The 21,384-nt window shown below is 65.0% G+C and carries 16 protein-coding genes; 10 read left to right on the plus strand and 6 right to left on the minus strand.

Annotation, left to right across the window (positions count from 1 at the left end; translation table 11 throughout):
* The first annotated feature begins 95 nt into the window (after positions 1 to 95).
* The 7 genes from ABE493_RS08575 to ABE493_RS08605 all read left to right on the plus strand — a co-directional run bounded on the left by ABE493_RS08575 (position 96) and on the right by ABE493_RS08605 (position 6,597).
* Positions 96 to 791 carry a DsbA family oxidoreductase gene (locus ABE493_RS08575; RefSeq protein ID WP_346498517.1) on the plus strand — a complete coding sequence of 232 codons (696 nt, stop codon included), beginning with the start codon at positions 96 to 98 and terminating at the stop codon, positions 789 to 791.
* Between the two features lie 79 nt (positions 792 to 870).
* On the plus strand, positions 871 to 1,878 hold the full coding sequence (nagZ, locus tag ABE493_RS08580) for a beta-N-acetylhexosaminidase (RefSeq protein WP_346498518.1): 1,008 nt from the start codon (positions 871 to 873) through the stop codon (positions 1,876 to 1,878).
* Complete coding sequence (locus ABE493_RS08585) at positions 1,878 to 2,432, plus strand: hypoxanthine-guanine phosphoribosyltransferase (RefSeq protein WP_346498519.1); 555 nt, start codon at positions 1,878 to 1,880, stop codon at positions 2,430 to 2,432. The genes nagZ and ABE493_RS08585 overlap by 1 nt, the downstream gene beginning before the upstream one ends.
* Before the next feature lie 95 nt (positions 2,433 to 2,527).
* Positions 2,528 to 3,280 (plus strand): S-methyl-5'-thioinosine phosphorylase, encoded by a 753-nt coding sequence (locus ABE493_RS08590; protein WP_346498520.1) that lies wholly within the window; start codon positions 2,528 to 2,530, stop codon positions 3,278 to 3,280.
* A 90-nt stretch (positions 3,281 to 3,370) separates the two neighbouring features.
* On the plus strand, positions 3,371 to 3,577 hold the full coding sequence (gene cspE, locus ABE493_RS08595; protein ID WP_057506519.1) for a transcription antiterminator/RNA stability regulator CspE: 207 nt from the start codon (positions 3,371 to 3,373) through the stop codon (positions 3,575 to 3,577).
* A 78-nt stretch (positions 3,578 to 3,655) separates the two neighbouring features.
* Positions 3,656 to 4,894, plus strand: a complete 1,239-nt coding sequence (locus tag ABE493_RS08600) for an FAD-dependent oxidoreductase (protein WP_346498521.1) — start codon at positions 3,656 to 3,658, stop codon at positions 4,892 to 4,894.
* A 62-nt stretch (positions 4,895 to 4,956) separates the two neighbouring features.
* Positions 4,957 to 6,597, plus strand: a complete 1,641-nt coding sequence (locus ABE493_RS08605; protein WP_346498522.1) for an acyl-CoA dehydrogenase family protein — start codon at positions 4,957 to 4,959, stop codon at positions 6,595 to 6,597.
* Here ABE493_RS08605 and ABE493_RS08610 read toward each other — a convergent pair whose 3' ends face one another.
* The 4 genes from ABE493_RS08610 to ABE493_RS08625 form a co-directional block, all read right to left on the minus strand.
* Complete coding sequence (locus tag ABE493_RS08610; protein ID WP_430980734.1) at positions 6,598 to 8,340, minus strand: diguanylate cyclase; 1,743 nt, start codon at positions 8,338 to 8,340, stop codon at positions 6,598 to 6,600.
* A 112-nt stretch (positions 8,341 to 8,452) separates the two neighbouring features.
* Positions 8,453 to 8,848: a hypothetical protein gene (locus ABE493_RS08615; protein WP_346498523.1), complete on the minus strand. Its 396-nt coding sequence runs from the start codon at positions 8,846 to 8,848 to the stop codon at positions 8,453 to 8,455.
* Between the two features lie 481 nt (positions 8,849 to 9,329).
* The gene (locus ABE493_RS08620) at positions 9,330 to 9,671 is read right to left on the minus strand and encodes a hypothetical protein (RefSeq protein WP_057626557.1); all 342 of its coding nucleotides are present in this window, start codon (positions 9,669 to 9,671) and stop codon (positions 9,330 to 9,332) included.
* Between the two features lie 121 nt (positions 9,672 to 9,792).
* On the minus strand, positions 9,793 to 10,968 hold the full coding sequence (locus ABE493_RS08625; protein WP_346498524.1) for a thiolase family protein: 1,176 nt from the start codon (positions 10,966 to 10,968) through the stop codon (positions 9,793 to 9,795).
* Positions 10,969 to 11,160: 192 nt separating this feature from the next.
* Here ABE493_RS08625 and ABE493_RS08630 point away from each other — a divergent pair, with 192 nt between their 5' ends.
* Complete coding sequence (locus ABE493_RS08630; protein ID WP_346498568.1) at positions 11,161 to 14,019, plus strand: S8 family serine peptidase; 2,859 nt, start codon at positions 11,161 to 11,163, stop codon at positions 14,017 to 14,019.
* Between the two features lie 78 nt (positions 14,020 to 14,097).
* Here ABE493_RS08630 and ABE493_RS08635 read toward each other — a convergent pair whose 3' ends face one another.
* Positions 14,098 to 15,195, minus strand: coding sequence for a Glu/Leu/Phe/Val dehydrogenase dimerization domain-containing protein (locus ABE493_RS08635; RefSeq protein WP_346498525.1), 1,098 nt, complete (start codon positions 15,193 to 15,195; stop codon positions 14,098 to 14,100).
* 304 nt (positions 15,196 to 15,499) lie between these two features.
* Between ABE493_RS08635 and ABE493_RS08640 the strand changes: the two genes are divergently transcribed.
* Both ABE493_RS08640 and ABE493_RS08645 read left to right on the plus strand, forming a co-directional pair.
* Positions 15,500 to 19,093, plus strand: a complete 3,594-nt coding sequence (locus ABE493_RS08640; RefSeq protein WP_346498526.1) for a methylmalonyl-CoA mutase family protein — start codon at positions 15,500 to 15,502, stop codon at positions 19,091 to 19,093.
* Between the two features lie 151 nt (positions 19,094 to 19,244).
* A complete protein-coding gene (locus ABE493_RS08645) occupies positions 19,245 to 20,285 on the plus strand; it encodes a S66 peptidase family protein (RefSeq protein ID WP_346498527.1) in 1,041 nt (346 codons plus the stop codon).
* A gap of 49 nt (positions 20,286 to 20,334) precedes the next feature.
* Here the strand turns inward: ABE493_RS08645 and ABE493_RS08650 are convergent, their stop codons facing one another.
* On the minus strand, positions 20,335 to 21,315 hold the full coding sequence (locus tag ABE493_RS08650) for a hypothetical protein (RefSeq protein WP_346498528.1): 981 nt from the start codon (positions 21,313 to 21,315) through the stop codon (positions 20,335 to 20,337).
* Positions 21,316 to 21,384: the final 69 nt, after the last annotated feature.

Genomic DNA, 21,384 nt, shown 5'->3' on the forward strand with positions numbered 1-21,384 from the left:
GCCACCGGCTTCGCGGCTGACGCCGCACCAACGGCATTGCTGGTGAAGCCCCTGCCGAGCATGGCTCGGCACTACATTGGATATTAGGAACCCTCATGCGCATCGATATCTGGTCCGACGTCGTCTGCCCCTGGTGCTGGATCGGCAAGCACCGCTTCCAGCGTGGCGTTGAGCTGCTGGGTGAGGACGCGCCGCAGTTGGACGTGCACTGGCATCCGTTCCTGCTTGATCCGGAGGCGGGCACCACGCCGGTGCCGTTGATGGAGGCCTACGCGGCCAAATTCGGCGGGGTCGAGCGTACCCAGCAGATGCTGGCGCAGACCCAGTCCGCTGCCCAGGCCATGGGCCTGCCAATGGATTTCAGCCAGGGCCAAGTCAAGGTCAGTACCCTGCCGGCACATCGGCTGCTGTGGCTGGCCGGGCAGTACGGTGTGCAGGAGCAGGTCGGTGAGGCGTTGTTCCGCGCGCATTTTGCCGAAGGCCGCAATCTGGCCGACCCGCAGGTATTGATCGCCGCCGCTGCTGCCGGCGATATCCCGGCCGAGCGGGTGCAGGCCATGTTGGCCTCGGACGAGGGGCTGGCTGAAGTCCAGGCCGGGATCGGCCAGGCGCAGGCGCTGGGCATCCAGTCGGTGCCGACCTTCGTCATCAACGGCCAGTACGCAGTGCAGGGCGGGCAACCGCCGGAAGTATTCGCCCAGGTGCTGCGCAAGGTAGCCGCTGAACAGGCACCCGCGCCGGCTGCCAGCCAGGATGAACAGGCCTGTGGCCCGGATGGCTGCAGCGTCTGAACGCGGGCTCTGACGCGGCGGGCGCCATCTGCGACAATGCTCCGCTAGGCCGCAGTCCGCGGTGGATTGGAGTCCTTGCATGCTTTTGATCGGCGTTGCCGGTACTGAACTGAGCGCCCAGGAGCGAGGCTGGCTGCAGCACGACGCGGTGGCCGGGGTGGTGCTGTTCAAGCGCAACTTCGCCTCGCGTGAGCAGGTCACGGAACTGACCGCGGCGATCCGCGCCGCCACCGCGCGGCCGCTGCTGATCACCGTCGACCAGGAAGGCGGGCGCGTGCAGCGTTTCCGCGACGGCTATGCCGAGCTGCCGCCGCTTGAAGGCTTCGGCAAGCTGTATGCAAGCGATCCGGACGCCGCCCTGGCGCTGGCCGAACAGCATGCCTGGTTGATGGCCAGCGAAATCCGCGCCACCGGGCTGGACCTGAGTTTTGCCCCGGTGGTGGACGTGGGCCATGCCAACCTGGCCATCGGTAACCGTGCATTCGGCGAAGATCCGCAGGTGGTTGCTGCACTGACCGCAGCCTATGTGCGCGGCATGCATTCGGTCGGCATGGCGGCCACGCTCAAGCATTTCCCCGGCCACGGCACGGTGCGCGAAGACACCCATGTGGACACCGCCGTCGACCCGCGCCCGCTCTCCGAAATTGAAGCGCACGACCTGATACCGTTCCGTGCCGGCATCGCTGCCGGTGCCGATGCGGTGATGATGGCCCATGTCATCTACCCGCAGGTGGCACCCGAGCCGGCAGGCTATTCGCCGCGCTGGATCAATCAGATCCTGCGTGAGCAGATGGGCTTCCGCGGCGTGGTGTTCTCCGACGACATCGGCATGGCGGCGTCGTTCGCGGCCGGTGGGGTCAAGGCCCGGGTCGATGCACACCTGGATGCCGGCTGTGACGTGGTGCTGGTGTGCCACCCGGAGCTGGTCGAAGAATCGCTGCAGGCCGTGTCCGGCCGCAGCTTGAACACCGCCGCGCTGCTGAGCCTGATCGGCCGCGGCGCGATGGGCTGGGGCGGCCTGCTGGCCGATGCCCGCCACACTGATACCCGTAATCATCTGTCTGAAAACCTTGGAAGAACCGCCTGATGTCCAGCAAACTCACTCTTGAACAAGCCGTGGCCCAGGCCGACCTGCTGGTCGACCGCCCCACCATCGACACCGCCATCGCCGGCATCGCCGACGCCATCGCGCGCGACTACAAGGGCGAAGTGCCGGTGTTCATCTCGATCATGAACGGCGCGCTGCCGTTCGCCGGCCAGCTGGCGCTGGAGCTGGGCGCACGTGGTCAGGACGCGCAGTTCGACTACATGCAGGCCTCGCGTTACCACGGCGAGAGCGGCGGCGACCTGGTCTGGAAGCACCGCCCGGTGTCGGCCCTGTTCGGCCGCCGGGTGATTCTGGTCGACGACATCCTGGACGAAGGTTTCACCCTGCAGGGCGTGCGCGAATGGTGCCTGGAGCAGGGCGCTACCGATGTGCGCATCGCCGTGCTGACGGTGAAGAAGCACGACCGCTGCCTGGCGGGCGTCAAGGCCGACTACTCCGGCATCGAGCTGCCCGACCGTTTCGTGTTCGGCTTCGGCATGGACGTCAACGAAGCGCTGCGCTCGCTGCCGGCCATCTACGCAATGAAGCAGTAATACCGGCAGCCGATGCCTGGCATCGGCGATCGGTTTGACCGCACACAGGCCACGCCATGCGCGTGGCCTGCGCGTGCCCAACGGGAACATCAGGAATGAGCATGGAACCTATTGCCCTGGCCGTGATCGGCGGCACCGGCGTTTACAAGTTGGCGGCGCTGGACGATGTCCAGACCCATGAAGTGGAAACCGCCTACGGCGCCCCGTCCGGCCCGGTGCGGGTGGGCATGTTGAACGGCCAGCGGGTGGCGTTCCTTGCCCGCCACGGCGAAGGTCATTCGATCCCGCCGCACAAGATCAACTACCGCGCCAATCTGGCCGCGCTCAAGCAGCTTGGCGCCAGCCGGGTGCTGGCCTTGAACACGGTGGGTGGCATTGGTGACAACTTCGGCCCGCGCGTGCTGGCCTGTCCGGACCAGCTGATCGACTACACCTGGGGCCGCATTTCCACGCTCAGCGAGGAGCCCGGCAGCGAGGTGCTGCATGTGGACTTCGGCCACCCCTATACCCCCGCGTTCCGCGCCAAGGTGCTGGCGGCGGCCAAGGCCAAGGGTGTGGCGATGCAGGACGGCGGCTGCTACGGCGCCACCCAGGGGCCGCGGCTGGAAACCAATGCGGAAATCGCGCGGATGCGCCGTGATGGCTGTGATCTGGTCGGCATGACCGGCATGCCCGAGGCCGGGCTGGCGCGCGAACTGGGGCTGGAATACGCCTGTCTGGCGATTGTGGCCAATTGGGCCGCCGGCTGCGGTGACGCGGCAGAGATCACCATGGCCGAGGTTTTGGCCAATGTGGACGCAGCTTCGTCTGGTTTGCCGACTTTGGTGGGTGAATTGGCCCGGGGGTGATTGTCATCCCGGCTTAAGCTTTGCATACTCCGCCAGTGCGCTTCATTCAGCGTACATCAATCCATTCATCGAAGAAGGTCTCGCATCACCATGCCGAACGGTACCGTCAAGTGGTTCAACGACGCCAAGGGATTTGGCTTCATCTCACCGGAGGACGGCAGCGCCGATGTCTTCGCGCACTTCTCCGCGATCAATTCCAAGGGCTTCCGCAGCCTGCAGGAAGGCCAGCGCGTCAGCTATGACGTGACCCAGGGCCCGAAGGGCGCCCAGGCTTCGAACATCACGCCGGCCGAGTAATCCACCCGGCTGTGCGGAAAAACCCCGCTTCGGCGGGGTTTTTTTTTAGCAAAGGCGGTCGCCCAGGGAGGGACTGTAATGAACAAGACACTGGATATCGCCATCGTCGGCTACGGCACGGCCGGCCAGGCGCTGGCGGTACTGCTCTCGCGCGACGGGCACCGGGTGCAGGTGTTCGAGCAGGCGGCCACGCCGGGTCCGGTAGGGGCGGGCTTCCTGCTGCAGCCCAGTGGCCTGCAGGCGCTGTGGCAGATGCAGCTGATGCCGCAGGTGCTCGAGCACGGCGCGGTGGTGCGCCGCCTGTATGGCGAAACCCCGTGCGGGCGCGCGGTGATGGACATGAACTATGCCGGGCTGGACGCGCGCTTGTGTGGCGTCGGCATGCAGCGCGGGGCCTTGTTTTCGCTGTTGGACGCAGCCTGGGACGGCCGCCAGGCGCTGCGCGTGGACAGCCGCATCGGCGCCATCGATGACAGCCTGCAGCGCGTACAGGACCAGCACGGCCACTGGCACGGGCCATTTGATCTGGTGATCGCCACCGACGGCTCCGCCTCGGGGCTGCGCGCGCAGGTGCAGGGCACGCGGCTGGACCGGGTTTACCCGTGGGGCGCGCTGTGGTGCCTGCTGCCGCGCGGGGACTGGCAGCACGGCGATGAGCTGCGCCAGCGCTATGTGGCGGCGCGCAAGATGATCGGGCTGTTGCCGGTGGGCAGCCGCCCGGGCGACAGCGAGCAGCGCCTGAGCTTCTTCTGGAGCCTGCCGCGCGATGGTTTCCAGGCCTGGGAGCGCGATGGTCTGGAGCCGTGGCTGGATGAGATCGCCACGCTGTGGCCGCAGGCACGCGAGCGCCTTGCCGGGGTCCGCTTGCAGACGCAGCTGGCCCGCGCCAGTTACCGCGATGCGGTGATGGACCGCTGGTACCGCGGCCGGCTGGTATTGGCCGGCGACGCCGCACATTCGATGAGCCCGCAGTTGGGGCAGGGCGTCAACATGGCGCTGATGGATGCGATGGCCTTGCGTGATGCCCTGCGTGCGCAGCCGGACATCGACGCGGCGCTGGCGCAGTACCAGCAACTGCGCAAGGCGCATGTATGGCTGTACCAGTTCTGGAGCCGCTGGCTGACGCCGATTTTCCAATCCGATCGCGATTGGGTCGCCAACGGCCGTGACCTGCTGTTCAAGCCGATGGGGCGCATGCCCGGCGGACGCGGCCATATGCTGCGCGTGTTGAGCGGCACCCAGCACGGACTGTTCGGCAAGCTGGCACTGCAGGATGACTTCATCGCAGCCTTGGCCGAGGTCGCCGTGAAGCGCTGAACGACGCGCAGGCGACGGGCGCATGCGGCAGAATCAAGGGCGGTCCTCCCCGAGTCGCCGCCATGCTGCCGCAGCCGCCACCGTTTGAAACCCATGTCGTCGACAACCAGCCGCCGCCGTTCGGCGAGCGCGATCTGTGGCTGGATGATCAGGTTCTGCAGCAGAGCGTGGCGCGCGAAGGTGCGCAGGCTTTTACAGCCGTATTGCAGCAGTACGGCGCACTGGCTGGCGGCGAGCTGTACCGGATCGGCTTTGATGCCAACAGGCAGCGGCCGCTGCTGCGTACCCACGACGCGCAGGGCAACCGGATCGACAGCGTTGATTTCCATCCGGCCTACCACCGCTTGATGGCCGCGGCGAAAACCCGTGGCGTCGCCGGTTTGTCCTGGCGCTCACCGCAGCCGGGCGCGCACGTAGCGCGCGCCGCACTGAGTTACCTGCATCATCAGGCCGAGGCCGGCACCAGCTGCCCGTTGACCATGACCCATGCCGCAGTACCGGTGCTGCGGCAGGAGCCGGCGTTGGCCGAGTGGGCCAGCAAGGCGGCAGCGCCGTTCTACGACGCCCGTGACCTGCCCATCGGCGACAAGCCGGGCATCACCGTTGGTATGGGCATGACCGAGAAGCAGGGCGGCTCGGATGTGCGCAGCAATACCACCTTGGCCACGCCTTTGGCGGGCGAGGGCGAGTACAGCCTGGTCGGGCATAAATGGTTTTTCTCCGCGCCGATGTCCGACGGCTGGCTGGTATTGGCGCAGGCGCCGGGCGGCTTGAGTTGCTTCCTGATGCCGCGTCGACTTGCCTGTGGGCGGCGTAATAATTTTCACCTGATGCGGCTCAAGGACAAGCTCGGCGACTGGGCCAATGCGTCCAGCGAAGTGGAGTTCTGCGGCGCCTGGGCGCGCCGTGTAGGTGACGAGGGGCGTGGCGTGGCGACCATCATCGAGATGGTGATGCTGACCCGGCTCGATTGCATGCTGGGCTCGGCCGCGCAGATGCGCATGGCCTTGGCGCAGGCGCTGCATCACGCGCGGCACCGGCGCAGCTTCGGCAAGCGCTTGGTCGAGCATCCGTTGATGGCCAATGTATTGAGCGATCTGGCCATCGAATCGGAGGCGGCCACCACATTGGCGATGCGTGTGGCTGGTGCGGTGGACGCCGCAGGCCATGATCCGCAGCAAGCGGCATTTGCACGCATTGCCACCGCCATCGGCAAGTTCTGGATATGCAAGCGCGCACCGGCCTTCGTCAACGAAGCGCAGGAATGCCTGGGTGGCGCCGGTTACGTGGAAGAGTCGATGTTGCCGCGTCTGTACCGGCAGGCGCCGTTGAACTCGATCTGGGAAGGCAGTGGCAACGTGCAATGCCTGGACGTGCTGCGCGCACTGCAACGCGAACCGGAAACCCGGGGTGCGCTGCAGGCTGAGCTGCAGCAGGTTGCCGGGCGCGACGCTGGCTACGATCACGCGCTGGATGCTGTGCTGACCCAGCTGCAGGGCGCTGAACTGGAACAGGCCGGTGCGCGCAGCCTGGTCAGCGGTATTGCGGTGTTGTTGCAGGCAGCGGCCTTGTTGCGCGCAGGCAGCCCGCTCGCAGCATGGTTCGTGCAGACACGGTTACCGCGTGCGGCCGGTGTGTATGGCGTCCTGCCGGCGCAAGTTGGGTTTGGCGAAATACTGGAACGGGCGCTGCCGCACAGCTGATCAGCCGGCGCCGTCCAGCGTGGCATCAAAGGGCACGACGCGGTTGCGGCCGCTGCGCTTGGCCCGGTACAAGGCAGCATCGGCCTTGCGCAGCAAGGTCAGGCCGGCCACGCCATCGACCGGGTAGGTCGCTACACCCAACGAGGCGGTGATCGGCGGCAGCGTTTTGCCGGCCAGCGGCACGCTCATCTGCGACAGGGCAAGGCGCAGTTCCTCTGCCTGCCGCAGCGCATTGCTGTTGTCCGATTCGGGCAGGATCACGGTGAACTCCTCGCCGCCATAGCGGCAGGCGATGTCTTCGCCGCGCAGGCGCGAACTCAGCAGCTGGCCAATGGCGGCCAGCAACGCGTCGCCGCCGCCGTGACCGTGGGTGTCATTGAACTGCTTGAAGTGATCCACATCCAGCATGATCACCGACAGCGGGAAGTCGCGGCGGCCGCAGCGGGCGATTTCCCGGGTCAGCGATTCTTCCAGGTAGCGGCGGTTGTACAGGCCGGTCAATGGATCGCGGATGGACTGCAGCCGCAGTGACTCGCGCAGGCGCAGGTTACTCAGCGCCAATGACAGCTGCTCCACCGCCGATTCGGCGATGTGCAGGCGCGGCAGCGGGCCAGGGCCGGCGCCGGACAGAAACAAAAAGCCGATCTGCGTGCCTTGTGCCGACATCGGGATGCAGGCGGTGGCCACGCTTTTTCCGGGCTCGGGCCGAGTGATGTGCGGGCAACTTGCGTCGCGCAGCAGATCATCGATGACATGCGGTTGCCCACGGCGGATTGCCCAGCAATCGCTGGGTACCAGGAACGCACTGGTTTCGATCAGTGGCGTACCCCAGCTGACGATGTTTTCGGCGCGGTCATTGGATGCTCGCAGCAGATAGACCGAGCCGGCGACATTGGGCATCAGCGCTTCCAACGTACGTGCGCTGATGTCCAGTGCTTCCTCCGGATTGGCGCAGCTCTGCAGCAGGCCGGTGTAGCGCCCCAGCGTCTGCAGGTCGGCGCTGGAGCGCTCGATCTGTTCCAGGTTGCCGGCCAATTGCTGGCTGGCGTTGGCTGCGCGTTTTTCAGCGCGGCTGCGGCGTCGCAGTTCGGACAGCAGGATGCCGTACACCGAGGCGACCACGGCCAGGCCAAACGGAATGCCGGCAAACGCCAGGCCCAGCAGCAGGTCGGCACTGCGGCGCGAGCTGGCGGCGCGTTCCACCAGCAGCTCGTGTTCCTGCTCGACCATGGTCCGCACCTGTTCGCGGATGGCGCTGGTGGTGCGGGATGCGGTCTGGTTGATTGCCGCGCGGGCGCTGTCCAGGCCCTGCGCATCGAAGATGTCGACCACGTGCTGGATCTGCTGCAGCCGCCGGTTCACCAGCTCCTTGAGCTTGCTGGCGTTGTGCACCTGGTCGGGATTGTCGGTAACCGATCTGGACAGCGCGGCCAGCAGCAGTGGCAGGCGCTCGACGCTCATCTGGTAGTCCAACAGATAGGCTTGGCTGCCGGTCAGCAGATAGCCACGTTCCGCCGACTCGGCATCCAGCACCGTCGACTGGATCTCGTCGATGCGGCTGATGACTTCATGGGTGTGTGCCACCAGCCGTGCGTCGGCAATGAAGTGTCGCGCACCAACAAAAACACCAACGCCAATGGCGACAAAAACCAGCGCCGAGAATATCAGCGCGAATTTACTGCTAGTGCGTTTCTGCATCGCGCCCTTGACCGCATGACCAAGGTGATGCGCGCGTGCTGCCATGCGCGCTGGATCACCTGCCCGCTCGGATGGTTTGCATCCGGCCCCCGATGGCATCACGCATCCCGCGCGAATGCCACGCAGCCGTCACCTGACGGCTGCGCGGTGAAGTCTATCAATGCTTGGCTGCGTCCGCCTTGTCGCGTGCGTGCTCGGCGGCATCGTGGGCCTCATCGGCCACCTTCTGTGCGGCGTTCGCAGTAGCGGCACTGGCATCAGCGGCAGCGTCCTTGGCTGCTACGGAAGCATCATCGGCAGCTTTGCTGGTGGCGTCAGCGGCCTTGTCCAGGGCTTGTTGCGATTCGGCGGCTGCACTGCGGGTAGCAGCTGCTGCGGAATCGGCCGCATCGCGGGTGGCGTCGGCAGCCGAAGCGGCCGCGTTGCGTGCGGCATCACCGGCGTGGTCAGCGGCTGCGGCGGCATCTTGTTTGGCCTGCTCGGCGTTGCGGTCATTGCACCCTGCCAGCGCCAGAATCAAGCCTGCGGCCAGTACGGGGATAAATGATTTCATGGGCCTCTCCGTTGTCTGAGTGATGGCCACAGCCTAGGTGCTGGCGTATTCAGATCGCGTCAAGACCAAGCTTTCCAGAGGGCATCGGTTAAGCAAGTTGATGCGCGCAAGCCAGTGGGTTGCCTGCGCGGTGTTTGCTGCAGGCGATACATCCACTCTTGACGATGAAGACGGCTCATCGCGTGCGGCAACGCGGGAGGAACAGCGTCGTGTGCGCCGCAGACGGGGCAAGGGCCAGACATGGATGTCGTGGCGGCGCGTGCCTGTTGCGTTGTTGTCGCGCATCGCTGCGCTGGTGAGCCCTGGCGTCTGCGCGGGACTGGGCCTGCGCAACCGCTCCGGCAATCGCTGTGCAGGGCGATGGCGGGTATGCGAGCTGGTTGCCGCAGCCATGCGCTGGTGTCGCGCGGTTTGCTGCAGGCAAAAGAAAAGCCGCTGGCGAACCAGCGGCTTTTCAAGACTAGCTTGGAAGCAGAAGTTATTACTTCTTGGCTTCTTCAGCAGCGTCCTTGGCCTGGCCAGCAACGTCTTCAGCAGCCTTGGCAGCGTCAGCAGCGGCGCCAGCAGCAGCGTCGGTGGTGGCAGCAGCAGCGGCGCCAGCAGCTTCGCCAGCGGCGTCAGCAGCGGTAGCGGCGGTGTCAGCAGCAGCCTGGGCAGCGTCGGCGGTAGCAGCGCCGGCGGTAGCAGCCTGGTCAGCAGCGACCTGTGCTTCCGAAGCAGCCTGGTTGGCGTCAGCGGCAGCGTCAGCAGCCTGTTCCTGCTTCGAGCAGGCGGTCAGGGCCAGACCCAGGGTCATCGCGATCAGCAGCTTGTTGATGCTCATTTGTGAATCCTCGTCGTGAAATTAGGCAACGCGCCATTGCGCGCCGGGAACATGATGACAAGCCCATTTTGACTGTCAAGCGGTCCCGCATTCAGGTTTGAAAATATCTGAAATTTTTCAATCAAATCAATTCAATGGCGATAGCGGTTGCTTCGCCGCCGCCGATGCAGAGGGATGCAATGCCCCGCTTGAGGCCGCGTGTGCGCAATGCATTTACCAGCGTAACCACCAAGCGGGCACCCGAAGCGCCGATCGGATGACCCAATGCACAGGCACCACCGTTGACGTTGATCTTGGCATGCGGGATGCCCAGTTCGCGGATCGGTGCCATGGCCACCACAGCGAAGGCTTCGTTGATTTCGAACAGGTCAACGTCGCCGATGTTCCAGCCGGCTTTTTCCAGCACCTTGGTGATCGCGCCGATCGGTGCGGTGGTGAACCACTCCGGTTCCTGCGAGAAGGTGGCATGCGCGGCGATGCGGGCCAGCGGCTGCACGCCGCGCTTGGCGGCATCGTCGGCAGACAGCAGTACCAGCGCGGCGGCGCCGTCGGAAATGCTGGAGGAACTGGCGGCGGTGACGCTGCCGTCCTTCTTGAAAGCCGGGCGCAGGGTAGGGATTTTGCTGATGTCCGACTTGCCCGGCTGCTCGTCCTGGTTGAACTCCACTTCACCCTTGCGGGTGGCAACCTTGACGGCAACGATCTCATCGGCAAACGCACCATTGGCCACGGCGGCCTGGGCACGGCTGACCGACTCGATGGCGTAGGCGTCCTGTTCTTCGCGGGTGAAGCCGAACTTGGCCACGGTGGCCTCGGCAAACACGCCCATGGCCTGGCCGTCGTACGGATTGGTCAGACCGTCCCACGCCATGTGGTCCACCGCCTGGAAATTGCCGTAGCGGTTGCCGGTGCGCGAATTAGGCAGCATGTGCGGGGCGTTGGACATGGATTCCATGCCGCCGGCGACCACGATGCTGGCCGAGCCGGCCTTGATCAGGTCATGGCCCAGCATGATGGCTTTCATGCCCGAGCCGCAGACCTTGTTGAGGGTGGTGGCGCCGGTGCTGGTCGGCAGGCCGGCGGCCAGCGCGGCCTGGCGGGCCGGTGCCTGGCCGAGGTTGGCGGGCAGCACGCAGCCCATGATCACTTCGGACACGTCGCTGGCAGGGATGCCGGACTGCTGCATGGCCGCGCTGATCGCGGCTGCACCGAGGGTCGGGGTGGGGACGCCGTTGAACTGGCCAAGGAAGGAGCCAATGGCGGTACGCTTGGCGGCGGCGATGACGATGTCAGACATGAGCAATCTCGGTTATACCTTGCGGCAATTATCGAACGTCCGCGGGGCCGGGCACATTGGACCAACGGCACATCCCCACAGACAGGGGATTGTCGTTGCAGTATAGAAGGTAGCCGGAGCGCTACCGAAATCAGGTAATACCTGAATTGGCGAATCATCCACAGGACGGAGGGGAAAGTAATGAGCAGTGCAATGGAAAGCCGTAGCGTGGCGCGCGGCGTATTGGTCAGTTCTTTGGCGCTGGCGTTGGCCGCCTGCGGAAGTGGCAGTGGACCCAAATCCGATCCGCCGCCGCCGGTGACACCACCGGTGAACCCGCCGCCAACCACCAAACCGCCCGTCGTCACCCCACCAGTGACCCCGCAACCGGCGTTTGACGCCCACTTGGCCTTGACCAATACCAAGGCCGCGCATGCGATGGGCCTGACCGGTGCTGGCTACCCCATCGGCGTGATCGATTCGGGGGTGATGCGCAACCACCCGACGCTGGCGGGGCGGGTGCTGTCCAATCGCAACTACATCAGTTCAACCCAGAACAACCTGTCGGTGGACGACGTGGTCGGCCACGGCACCACGGTGGCGCAGCTGGCTGCCGGCGCACCCGCCGGGCAATGGCCGGGCGGTATCGCGCCGGGGGCGCAGATCCTGTCGGCACGCATCATCGCCGACAAGGCACCTACCGACGACGGTTCCGGTAACGGCAATGAGGTGACCGGCGCGCTGGGTCTGGCGCCCATCCATGCCGACCTGATCCGCGACGGCATGCGCATCATGAACAACTCCTGGGGCGGCCTGTACTGGACCCGGCCTACGGTGACCGCCGAGATCGCCAACGAGTACCGCCCCTTCATCAAGGACAATGACGGCCTGGTGGTGTTTGCCACCGGCAACGAGTCCAAGGCCAATCCGTCGGACATGGCGGCGCTGCCGAGCAAGGTGGGCGGCCCCGGTACCTACCCGGCGGCGGACCTGGAGCGCGGCTGGTTGGCGGTGGCGGCACTGGATACAGCCAATCCAACTGCATTGGCGTATTACTCCAACGCCTGCGGTGTGGCCAAGAATTACTGTCTGGTGGCGCCGGGCACATCGATGTTCATCGGCCACGACAGTACCGCCAACAATCTGGCCTACTTCTATGGCAGCGGCACCTCGTATGCGGCACCGCTGGTGTCAGGCGCGGCGGCACTGGTGTGGCAGGCTTTCCCCTATTTCAACAACGACCTGGTGCGGCAGACCCTGCTGGGTACCGCCACCGACCTGGGCGATGCCGGCCCGGATGCGGTGTTCGGCTATGGCCTGCTCAATGTGGGCAAGGCAGTGAAGGGTCCGGGCAAGGCGGACTGGGGCGATATCAAGGTTGATGTGAACCAGACCGGGCTGGGTTCTGTGTGGAGCAATCCGATCAGTGGCGCCGGTGGCCTGGTGAAAAGTGGCAGCGGCTCCTTGGGGTTGTCGGCCGCCAACACCTACGCCGGCGCTACCCGCATCCAGCGGGGCACGCTCGCCTTGCTGGACGGAGGCTCGATCCGTTCCAACGTCACCATCGATGCGCAATCCAATCCCAGTGCTGCTGCGTTGCAGTTCATGGGCGGCACCACACGCGTGGTGGGCAACGTGGACAATGGCGCCAGCGTCATCGCGCTCAGCAATGTGGGTTCGGCAACGATCGAGGGCAACTACCTGCAGCGCTCCGGCGCGCAGCTGATGGTTGCCTTGGGCTCCAATGCCCTGCAGGTGACGGGCACTGCCAGCCTGGACGGCGGGGTGACGGTCAGTGGTGCGGTCAATGGCTATGTGCCGCAGAACGGCCGTCGCCAGGACCTGCTGCATGCCGGCGGTGGGGTTACCGGACAGTTCGCGACAGCGGCAACCGGTGTCACCGGCGTGACCCTGCTGGATGCCAAATATGGCTACGACGCCAACAACGCCTGGCTGCAGTTGGATCAGGTGAGTGTCACCGCGATGGCGAACACGGCCGGCGTCGGCCTGCGCGCGATGTCGGCGGCGCAGCGGGTGGAGCAGGCCTTCGAACTGCTGGATACCGATACCGGCCTGCAGGCCACGGCATTCGGTGCGGCGGCGGGCTCCGTGCAAGGCGTGGGCGGCGGTTTTTCCGGCCTGGCGCAGAGCCTGGAAAGCCTGAGCGGGCAAGCCCATGCCACGGCCACGGCAATGACCTTCGACAGCATCGACATGAGCCGCCGCGCGCTGTCCAGCCAGTTTGCCGAAGGCGGCACGCGGGCAGCGGCCAGTGGTGTGTGGATGCGCAACCTGGGCGGTAGCGGCCAGGGTGGCTACCTGGGCAGTGACTACAGTGTTGCCGGCTGGATGATGGGTGGCGAAGCGGCGCTCTCCGGCAACGCCGTGCTGGGCTTTGCGTTTGGTGAAACCCGTGCCAACGGTAACGGCGGGGTAACCCAGGATCGCGGCCGCGACCGCCAGACCCAGTCACAGTTGTATGCGGGTTGGCAGCGCGGCGATGCCTATGTGCTGGGCCAGGCCGGGTTTGGTCAGTACCAGCGCGAGCTGGACCGTGGCCTGCTGCTGGGCGCCGAACGTGCCGGCGTGCATGCGCGTTACAGCGGCAACTTCCTGTCCAGCAGCGTGGAAGCCGGCTATCGGCTGGGGCGTGGTTCGGCCCAGCTCACCCCGTATCTGGGCGCCGATTACACGCGTATCGACGGTGGTGCCTTCAATGAACAGGGTGGCTACGGTTTTGGCCTGCGCGCCGATGACTGGAGCAGCAGCCGCGTGCAGGCCTTGGCCGGCCTGCGTGGCCAGTACCTGTGGAAGCAGGTGGCGTTCAACGGCTATGCCGAATGGCAGCAGGCGGTGGGCGGCAATGGCCTGAGTCTGGACGCCAGTTTTGTGGGTGTGGATGCCTGGGCGCCGATTGCCGGCCTGCAGCCTGCCCGCGCTGGCGGCCTGTTCGGGCTGTCGGTGGAGTCGTGGCTGGCCCGCAATACCCGGCTGTCGCTGGGTTATGACCAGCGCTTCGGTCCGCGCGGTGACAACCGCCAGGTGTCGTTGCGGCTGCAACAGGCGTTCTGATCGGCGCGGCCTTTGCAGGCCCACAAAGCAGAAGGCGGGCGAGATGATCGCCCGCCTTCTGTGTTTTTGCGGTGCTGTTTACTCGCCGCGCAGGCGGTTCATGCGCGGGACCGCGCGGCCCATCGGCATCTTCAGTTTGCCGATGGCTTCGAGCCGGTTTTCGGCGATGCGGTCGGCCGCGCGCTGCGGTGAAACCGCATCGCGTTCGGACTGGTCGAAGATCTTGCCGAGGTTGTGGTAAATGCTGCGGATCAGGCGCATCGCGCGCTCACGGTTGTAGCCGTCGATCTCCAGCGACACGTTCATCACGCCGCCGGCATTGACCGCATAGTCCGGTGCCCACAGCACGCCGCGCTTGTACAGCTCATCGCCGACCGCATGGCTGGCCAGCTGGTTGTTGGCGGTGCCGCAGATGACCTTGGCCTTGAGCCGCTCAAGGGTGGTCATGTCGATGGCGCCTTCCATCGCGCAGGGCGCGAACACGTCGGCAGCCACGTCATAGATGGCGTCGGGCTTGACCGCCTCGCAACCGTATTCAGCCACGGCCTTCTGCACCAGTACCGGGTCCAGATCGGTGACATAGAGCTTGGCGCCGCGTTCGCGCAGCAGCTTCACCAATTCCATGCCGATATGGCCCAGGCCCTGCACGGCGATGCTGAGCTTGCCGATTTCCTCATGGCCGAATTTGCGTTTTACCGAGGCCATCAGTGCCTGCAGGGCGCCATAGGCGGTGAAGGGTGCCGGGTCGCCGGAGCCACCATGGACCTGGTGCACGCCGGTGACGAAGCCGGTTTCCAGGTAGATGTTTTCCATGTCGTTGACGTCGGTGCCCACGTCTTCGGCGGTGATGTAGCGGCCCGCCAGCGCTTCGACCTGGCGGCCGAAGGCACGGAACAGGACTTCGCTCTTGGCGGTCTTGGGGTCGCCGATGATCACCGCCTTGCCGCCGCCCACATTCAGCCCGGCCAGGGCGTTCTTGTAGGTCATGGTGCGGCTCAGGCGCAGCACGTCGCGCAGCGCATCGTCGGTGTTGGCGTAGGGGCGCATGCGCACGCCGCCCAGGGCCGGACCCAGCGTGGTGTTGTGGATGGCGATGATTGCCTTCAGGCCGGCATCGCGGTTCTGGCAGAACAGAACCTGCTCATGGCCGGAGGTCTCGAGGGTTTCGAACAACATGCGGGCTCCGATGGCGTGTTTGCCACAACGTCAGTGATCGTGTGGCCAAAATGGCTGGCCGGAAAACAAAAAATGCGACTTCGTCGGGGCAGTGACGGGTCGCGGATGGGCCATTCTAATCCATTCGCGCTGGGGGAATGTTCAGGCTTGGCTACCCTCCATGGCCGCCGGCTTTGCTGCAGGTGGCGCCCCGTATGCCCATCGGGAGCGCAAACCTGCAAAAGGTCACGCTGCGCTGCAACCTGACCTGCAGGGCCAGCGGTTCTATCATCGGTTGCAATAGAAACCGGATGTTGCACGGCCCATGAGTACCCCCGCCTCCCAGCTCCCGCAGACGCAGCCTGAAACCACCCCGCTGCGCTTTGTCACCGCCGCCAGCTTGTTCGATGGCCACGATGCGGCCATCAACATCATGCGCCGCCTGATCCAGGCGCAGGGCGCGGAGGTCATCCACCTCGGCCACAACCGCAGCGTGGAAGACGTGGTGCGCGCCGCGCTGCAGGAAGATGCCGATGCCATCGCGCTGTCGTCCTACCAGGGCGGCCACGTCGAGTACTTCAAGTACATGGTCGACATGCTGCGGGAAAAGGGCGCTGGCCATATCAAGGTATTCGGCGGCGGTGGCGGCACCATTACCCCGGAAGAAATCCGCGAGCTGCAGGCCTACGGCGTGGAGCGCATCTACCATCCCAACGACGGCATGAAGATGGGGTTGGTGGAGATGATCGAAGATGTGGTGGCGCGTGCCGGCAAGGCCCGTGACGCCGCTGCGCGCAACGATGACATCGAAACGCCGTTGATCGAGGACGAGATCGGCATCGGCCGGGTGTTGTCGGAGCTGGAAGATGGCAGTCATTCCGAAGCGGAGCTGGCCCACCTGCGCAAACAGTGGCAGTTGGCGGCAGGTGCCACGCCGGTGATCGGTATTACCGGCACCGGCGGTGCGGGCAAGTCATCGGTGACCGACGAACTGCTCAATCGCTTTCTTGCCAGCTTCCCGCAGATGCGCATTGCGGTGATCTCGGTGGACCCGACCCGCCGCCGCACCGGTGGCGCGCTGCTGGGTGACCGCATCCGCATGAACTCGCTGCGTTCCAAGCGCGTGTACATGCGCTCGATGGCCACCCGCCGCCAGCATGCGGCGATCAATACGGTGCTGCGTGACTGCATCGGCTTCCTCAAGTCGCTGCACTTCGATCTGGTGATCGTCGAGACCGCCGGTATCGGCCAGAGTGACTCGGAGATTGTCGACCTGGTCGATTTCCCGATGTATGTGATGACCAGCGATTTCGGCGCGCCCAGCCAGCTTGAAAAGATCGACATGCTCGATTACGCCGAGCTGGTGGTGCTGAACAAGTTCGACAAGCGTGGTGCCGAAGACGCACTGCGTGACGTGCGCAAACAGTGGAAGCGCAACCGCGTCGCCTTCACCATGAAGGACGAAGATGTGCCGGTCTACCCGACCATCGCCAGCCAGTTCAACGACCCGGGCATCAGTTGGATGTTCGCCAATCTGTGTCGCCTGCTGAGCGCGAAGACCAAGGCCGAGCTGGCGCCGCAGATCGATACAACGCTGAAAGAGCCGCGCGCCACGGTATTGATACCGGGCAGCCGCGTGCGCTACCTGGCCGAGATCGCCGAGCAGGGCAGGGGCATCAATGCCCGCATTGAATCGCAGGCCGAGGTTGCCGAGCGCGCGCAGGGGTTGTGGCAGGCCTTGAAGGAGCTAGACGATGCAGCGTTGCCGAATGCCTTGGATCTGTATGCCGGCGATGCCTTGCTCCCCTCTTCCTCCGGGGGAGAAGGTAGGGCTGTCGACAATGCCGATGCGTCGCGCTCTCACCCCAACCCCTCTCCCGCCGAGAGAGGGGCTCAGGTTGATCGTTCACTGTTGACTCTGCGTCAGCGTTACAACGACGCCGTGCAGTCGCTTGATTCCGAAGCACTGCGGCTGCTGCGCGAGTGGCCGGCACGTCTGAAGTCGATCACCGAGCCGGTCAATGAGTACCAGGTGCGCGGCAAGACCATCCGCGTCGAGAACTACCGCGAATCGCTCAGCCACCAGCAGATCCCCAAGATCGCCGCGCCTACCTACCGCAGTTGGGGCGAGCTGCTGGTGTTCCTGCAGAAGGAAAACCTGCCGGGCTCGTACCCGTATACCGGCGGCGTCTACCCGTATCGCCGCAGCGGCGAAGACCCGATCCGCATGTTCGCCGGTGAAGGCACGCCCGAGCGCACCAACCGTCGCTTCCATTACCTGAGCGTGGGCCAGCCGGCCGCGCGCCTGTCCACCGCGTTCGACAGCGTCACCCTTTACGGCGAAGACCCGGCACCGCGGCCGGACATCTACGGCAAGATCGGCAACTCCGGCGTCAACATCCCAACGCTGGACGACATGAAGAAGCTGTACTCCGGCTTCGACCTGTGCGCGCCGACCACCTCGGTGTCGATGACCATCAACGGCCCAGCGCCGATGATCCTGGCGATGTTCATGAACACCGCCGTCGACCAGCAGATAGAGAAATACCTGCAGGAAGACCCCGCGCGCTGGGCCGAGGCGGAAGCCAGGATCGCCAAGCTGTTCGAAGGCCGTAGCCGCCCGCAGTACCACGGCGAGCTGCCGCCGACCAACAACGGCCTCGGCTTGGCACTGCTCGGCGTTGCCGGCGACCAGCTGGTGGATGCCGAAACCTATGCGCGGATCAAGGCCGAAACCCTGTCCACCGTGCGTGGCACGGTGCAGGCCGACATCCTCAAGGAAGACCAGGCGCAGAACACCTGCATCTTCTCCACCGAGTTCGCGCTGCGGATGATGGGCGACATCCAGCAGTATTTCGTCGACAACAAGGTGCGCAACTTCTATTCGGTGTCGATTTCCGGGTATCACATCGCAGAGGCCGGTGCGAACCCGATCAGCCAGCTGGCCTTCACCCTGTCCAACGGCTTCACCATCGTCGAGTACTACCTGGCGCGTGGCATGAAGATCGATGACTTCGCGCCCAACCTGTCGTTCTTCTTCTCCAACGGCATGGACCCGGAGTACACGGTGATCGGCCGCGTGGCGCGCCGCATCTGGGCCCGCGCGATGCGCGAGCGTTACGGCGCCAACGAGCGCAGCCAGATGATGAAGTACCACATCCAGACCTCGGGCCGTTCGCTGCACGCGCAGGAGATCCAGTTCAACGACATCCGCACCACGCTGCAGGCCTTGTATGCGCTGTTCGACAACTGCAACAGCCTGCATACCAACGCCTATGACGAGGCGATCACCACGCCGACCGAGGAGAGCGTACGCCGCGCGGTGGCGATCCAGATGATCATCAACAAGGAGCTGGGGCTGAACTTCTGCGAGAACCCGTGGCAGGGCAGCTTCATCGTCGACAAGCTCACCGACATTGTCGAAGAAGCCGTCTACAAGGAGTTCGAGGCGATCAGCGAGCGCGGCGGCGTGCTGGGCGCGATGGACACCATGTACCAGCGCGGCAAGATCCAGGAAGAGTCGCTGTATTACGAGCACAAGAAGCACGACGGCAGCCTGCCGCTGGTCGGCGTCAACATGTTCCTGCCCAAGGAGCATGCCGGTGAAGTGGCGACCGAGATCGAGTTGATCCGCTCGACCGAGGAAGAGAAGGGCCAGCAGATCGAAAACGTGCACAGCTGGCAGCGCAATCGCAATGCGCTGGCGCCGGCCGGCGAAACCTCGCATTCGCACGAGATTGAAGGCTTGGCCGCGAACGAGGAAGCCCACGATGGCCACGGCCTGGCCTACCTGCAGAAGACCGCACGCGACCGCCGCAACGTGTTCGAGGCGCTGATCGAAGCAGTGAAAACCCACAGCCTCGGCCAGATCAGCCACGCCCTGTACGACGTGGGCGGCGAGTACCGCCGCAATATGTAAGCGGGTTCTACCCACGGCGATGCAGCGCTTCACCTGTAGTGCCGAGCCATGCTCGGCAGAAGCCTTCCCGGTAAAGCCCCAGCCGAGCATGGCTCGGCTCTACCGCTGGGCGCTGCTACTCTTGGGCTACATCCCGGTTACAGGCAACAACATGGATAGACGGCGTTTCATCGGTGGGGCTGCAGTGGCGGCTGCATTGCCTCTGATCGGCATGCAGGGCGCACTTGCCGCCACCCACAAGCAACTGCTTGCCGCCGGGCTCAACAAGGGCGATATGGTTGGCCTGGTGAGTCCTTCCTCGGCCAGCAGTGAGCGGCTCAGCCTGCAACTTGCGCGCGAGGCGATGGAAGCGCTGGGCTTTGTGGTCAAGACCGGTGCCCACTACGACGCGCGTCATGGTCATCTGGCCGGTACTGATGCTGAGCGCGCCGGCGACTTGAACGCCATGTTCGGCGACAAGCAGGTCAAGGCCATCATCTGCGTACGCGGCGGCTCCGGCGCGGCGCGGCTGCTGCCGCTGCTCGACTATGACCGCATCCGCGCCAATCCCAAGGTCCTGCTGGGTTATTCGGATATCACCGCCCTGCATTGCGCCATCCAGGCCAAGACCGGGCTGATCACCTTCCATGGGCAGATCGGCGCGGGCAGCTGGAACCGTTTCAATGTCGACCAGTTTGATCGGCTTTTCTTCAAGCGCGAGCTGATGCACTACCAGAACCGCAGCGAGCCGGATGACGAGCTGGTACCCAGAGAAAACCGCACCTTGACCTTGCGCGGCGGCAAGGCCCGTGGCGAATTGGTCGGTGGCAACCTGACGGTGCTGACCGCATTGGCGGGGTCGCCCTACCTGCCGGACTTCAGCGGCAAGATCCTGTTCCTGGAAGACGTGGCCGAAGCGCCTTACCGCATCGACCGCATGTTCAGCACCTTGAAGCTGATGGGCGCGCTGGACAAGATCGCCGGCTTTATTTTTGGTGAGTGCACCGATTGTTCGCCGGGCGATGGTTATGGGTCTTTGACCCTGGACCAGATCTTCGACGACTACATCGTGCCGTTGAAGATCCCGGCGTATCGCGGTGCGATGATCGGCCACATCAAGGAGCAGTTCATCGTGCCGGTCGGTGGCAAGGTGGAAATGGATGCCGACGCGGGTACGTTTCGGCTGCTGGAGCCGGTACTCAGCGGCGCGTGACGCCGGTTGCGACGTGACGGGTAGCCGTCACGTCGCTGTTGCCGATGCTTCATTCGTCCTCGTCGCTGGGCGCAGCTTCATCCTCGTCTGCTTCGTCTGGCGACAGCCACCATGCATGGCCATCTTCGCGCACCGGCGTTGCACATTCGCGGGTTTCAATCGCGTCCAGCTGTCGGCCGGGGTGGCCGGCGACCCAGTCTTTCAGCAGTTTTTCGACCGACAGGTGGCTTTGCGCGGCGATGCCGAGGTTGCGCTCAGGCTGCCACGGCTGGGCCTGATCCTGGTCCGCCGGCTGCGCATGAGTGTGCGGCGCGCCGTAGCTGCAGCGCAGGCAATAGTGGCGAATGCTGTGGCTCCAGTCCTCGGCATAGCCGATGCCCGGTGCGCTGGCGCGCAACAGTGCGTCGAGGTCTTCGCGGCTTTCCGCGCGCACGAACACCACGAAGGTCTGGAAATCGGACGGCACCACGCGTTCCAGTTCGTTGAAGACGTGCACCTCGCGTTCGCCATCAAAGCGCGCGCCGGTGGCGGCGCCGTCGTGCAGCACGATGTCACCGAAGCGGTGGCCGCTTTCCGGTAGCGGCACATTGAGGATGCGTGCGCGCACCGGATCAATGCGGCGCATGAACACCGTCTCGCCGGTGCTCCACGGGTTCAATCGCACCACCGCCACACCGAAGTCGCCGTCGATGGGGCCGTCGCCTTCAGGAATGGCGATGCCGCAGGCGGCCCACAGCTCGCGCACCGTTGCCCATTGGCCAAGGCCGGTTGCGGCAATGGCTGCGTTCCAATGCTGGGCCTGGCCGAATTCCTCGGAAAGTTCGATGGCGCGGAGGTTGTCACGCAGCGATCCGGCCCAGTCCATCTGGTATTTCAGCGCCAGCCCGCGCATGTAGTGATAGAACGGGTTGTCCGGATGGTGTTGCAGCAGCACGTCGAAAGCGCGCGTGGCATCGCTGAGTTGGCCAGCGTCCACCGCCGCGTAGACATGGTTGTGTATACGCTCAAGATCTTCGTGTTCGGTGCTCATTACCGGCAGTTCCAACAAGGTGCCGGAATGATGGCATGGGCCGCGCTGCTCAGGGCCGGCTTGGACTGA

This window comes from Stenotrophomonas terrae (assembly GCF_039674165.1).
Classification (GTDB): domain Bacteria; phylum Pseudomonadota; class Gammaproteobacteria; order Xanthomonadales; family Xanthomonadaceae; genus Stenotrophomonas; species Stenotrophomonas terrae_A.

Excerpts from the sequence above, each read along its gene's own strand:
- ABE493_RS08650 (WP_346498528.1), bottom strand. The coding sequence starts at position 21,315 with ATGAGCACCGAACACGAAGATCTTGAGCGTATACACAACCATGTCTAC.
- ABE493_RS08635 (WP_346498525.1), bottom strand. The coding sequence starts at position 15,195 with ATGTTGTTCGAAACCCTCGAGACCTCCGGCCATGAGCAGGTTCTGTTC.
- ABE493_RS08585 (WP_346498519.1), top strand. The coding sequence starts at position 1,878 with ATGTCCAGCAAACTCACTCTTGAACAAGCCGTGGCCCAGGCCGACCTG.
- ABE493_RS08645 (WP_346498527.1), top strand. The coding sequence starts at position 19,245 with ATGGATAGACGGCGTTTCATCGGTGGGGCTGCAGTGGCGGCTGCATTG.
- ABE493_RS08640 (WP_346498526.1), top strand. The coding sequence starts at position 15,500 with ATGAGTACCCCCGCCTCCCAGCTCCCGCAGACGCAGCCTGAAACCACC.
- ABE493_RS08620 (WP_057626557.1), bottom strand. The coding sequence starts at position 9,671 with ATGAGCATCAACAAGCTGCTGATCGCGATGACCCTGGGTCTGGCCCTG.
- ABE493_RS08630 (WP_346498568.1), top strand. The coding sequence starts at position 11,161 with ATGGAAAGCCGTAGCGTGGCGCGCGGCGTATTGGTCAGTTCTTTGGCG.
- cspE (WP_057506519.1), top strand. The coding sequence starts at position 3,371 with ATGCCGAACGGTACCGTCAAGTGGTTCAACGACGCCAAGGGATTTGGC.
- ABE493_RS08600 (WP_346498521.1), top strand. The coding sequence starts at position 3,656 with ATGAACAAGACACTGGATATCGCCATCGTCGGCTACGGCACGGCCGGC.
- ABE493_RS08625 (WP_346498524.1), bottom strand. The coding sequence starts at position 10,968 with ATGTCTGACATCGTCATCGCCGCCGCCAAGCGTACCGCCATTGGCTCC.
- ABE493_RS08610 (WP_430980734.1), bottom strand. The coding sequence starts at position 8,340 with ATGGCAGCACGCGCGCATCACCTTGGTCATGCGGTCAAGGGCGCGATG.
- ABE493_RS08575 (WP_346498517.1), top strand. The coding sequence starts at position 96 with ATGCGCATCGATATCTGGTCCGACGTCGTCTGCCCCTGGTGCTGGATC.
- ABE493_RS08605 (WP_346498522.1), top strand. The coding sequence starts at position 4,957 with ATGCTGCCGCAGCCGCCACCGTTTGAAACCCATGTCGTCGACAACCAG.
- nagZ (WP_346498518.1), top strand. The coding sequence starts at position 871 with ATGCTTTTGATCGGCGTTGCCGGTACTGAACTGAGCGCCCAGGAGCGA.
- ABE493_RS08590 (WP_346498520.1), top strand. The coding sequence starts at position 2,528 with ATGAGCATGGAACCTATTGCCCTGGCCGTGATCGGCGGCACCGGCGTT.
- ABE493_RS08615 (WP_346498523.1), bottom strand. The coding sequence starts at position 8,848 with ATGAAATCATTTATCCCCGTACTGGCCGCAGGCTTGATTCTGGCGCTG.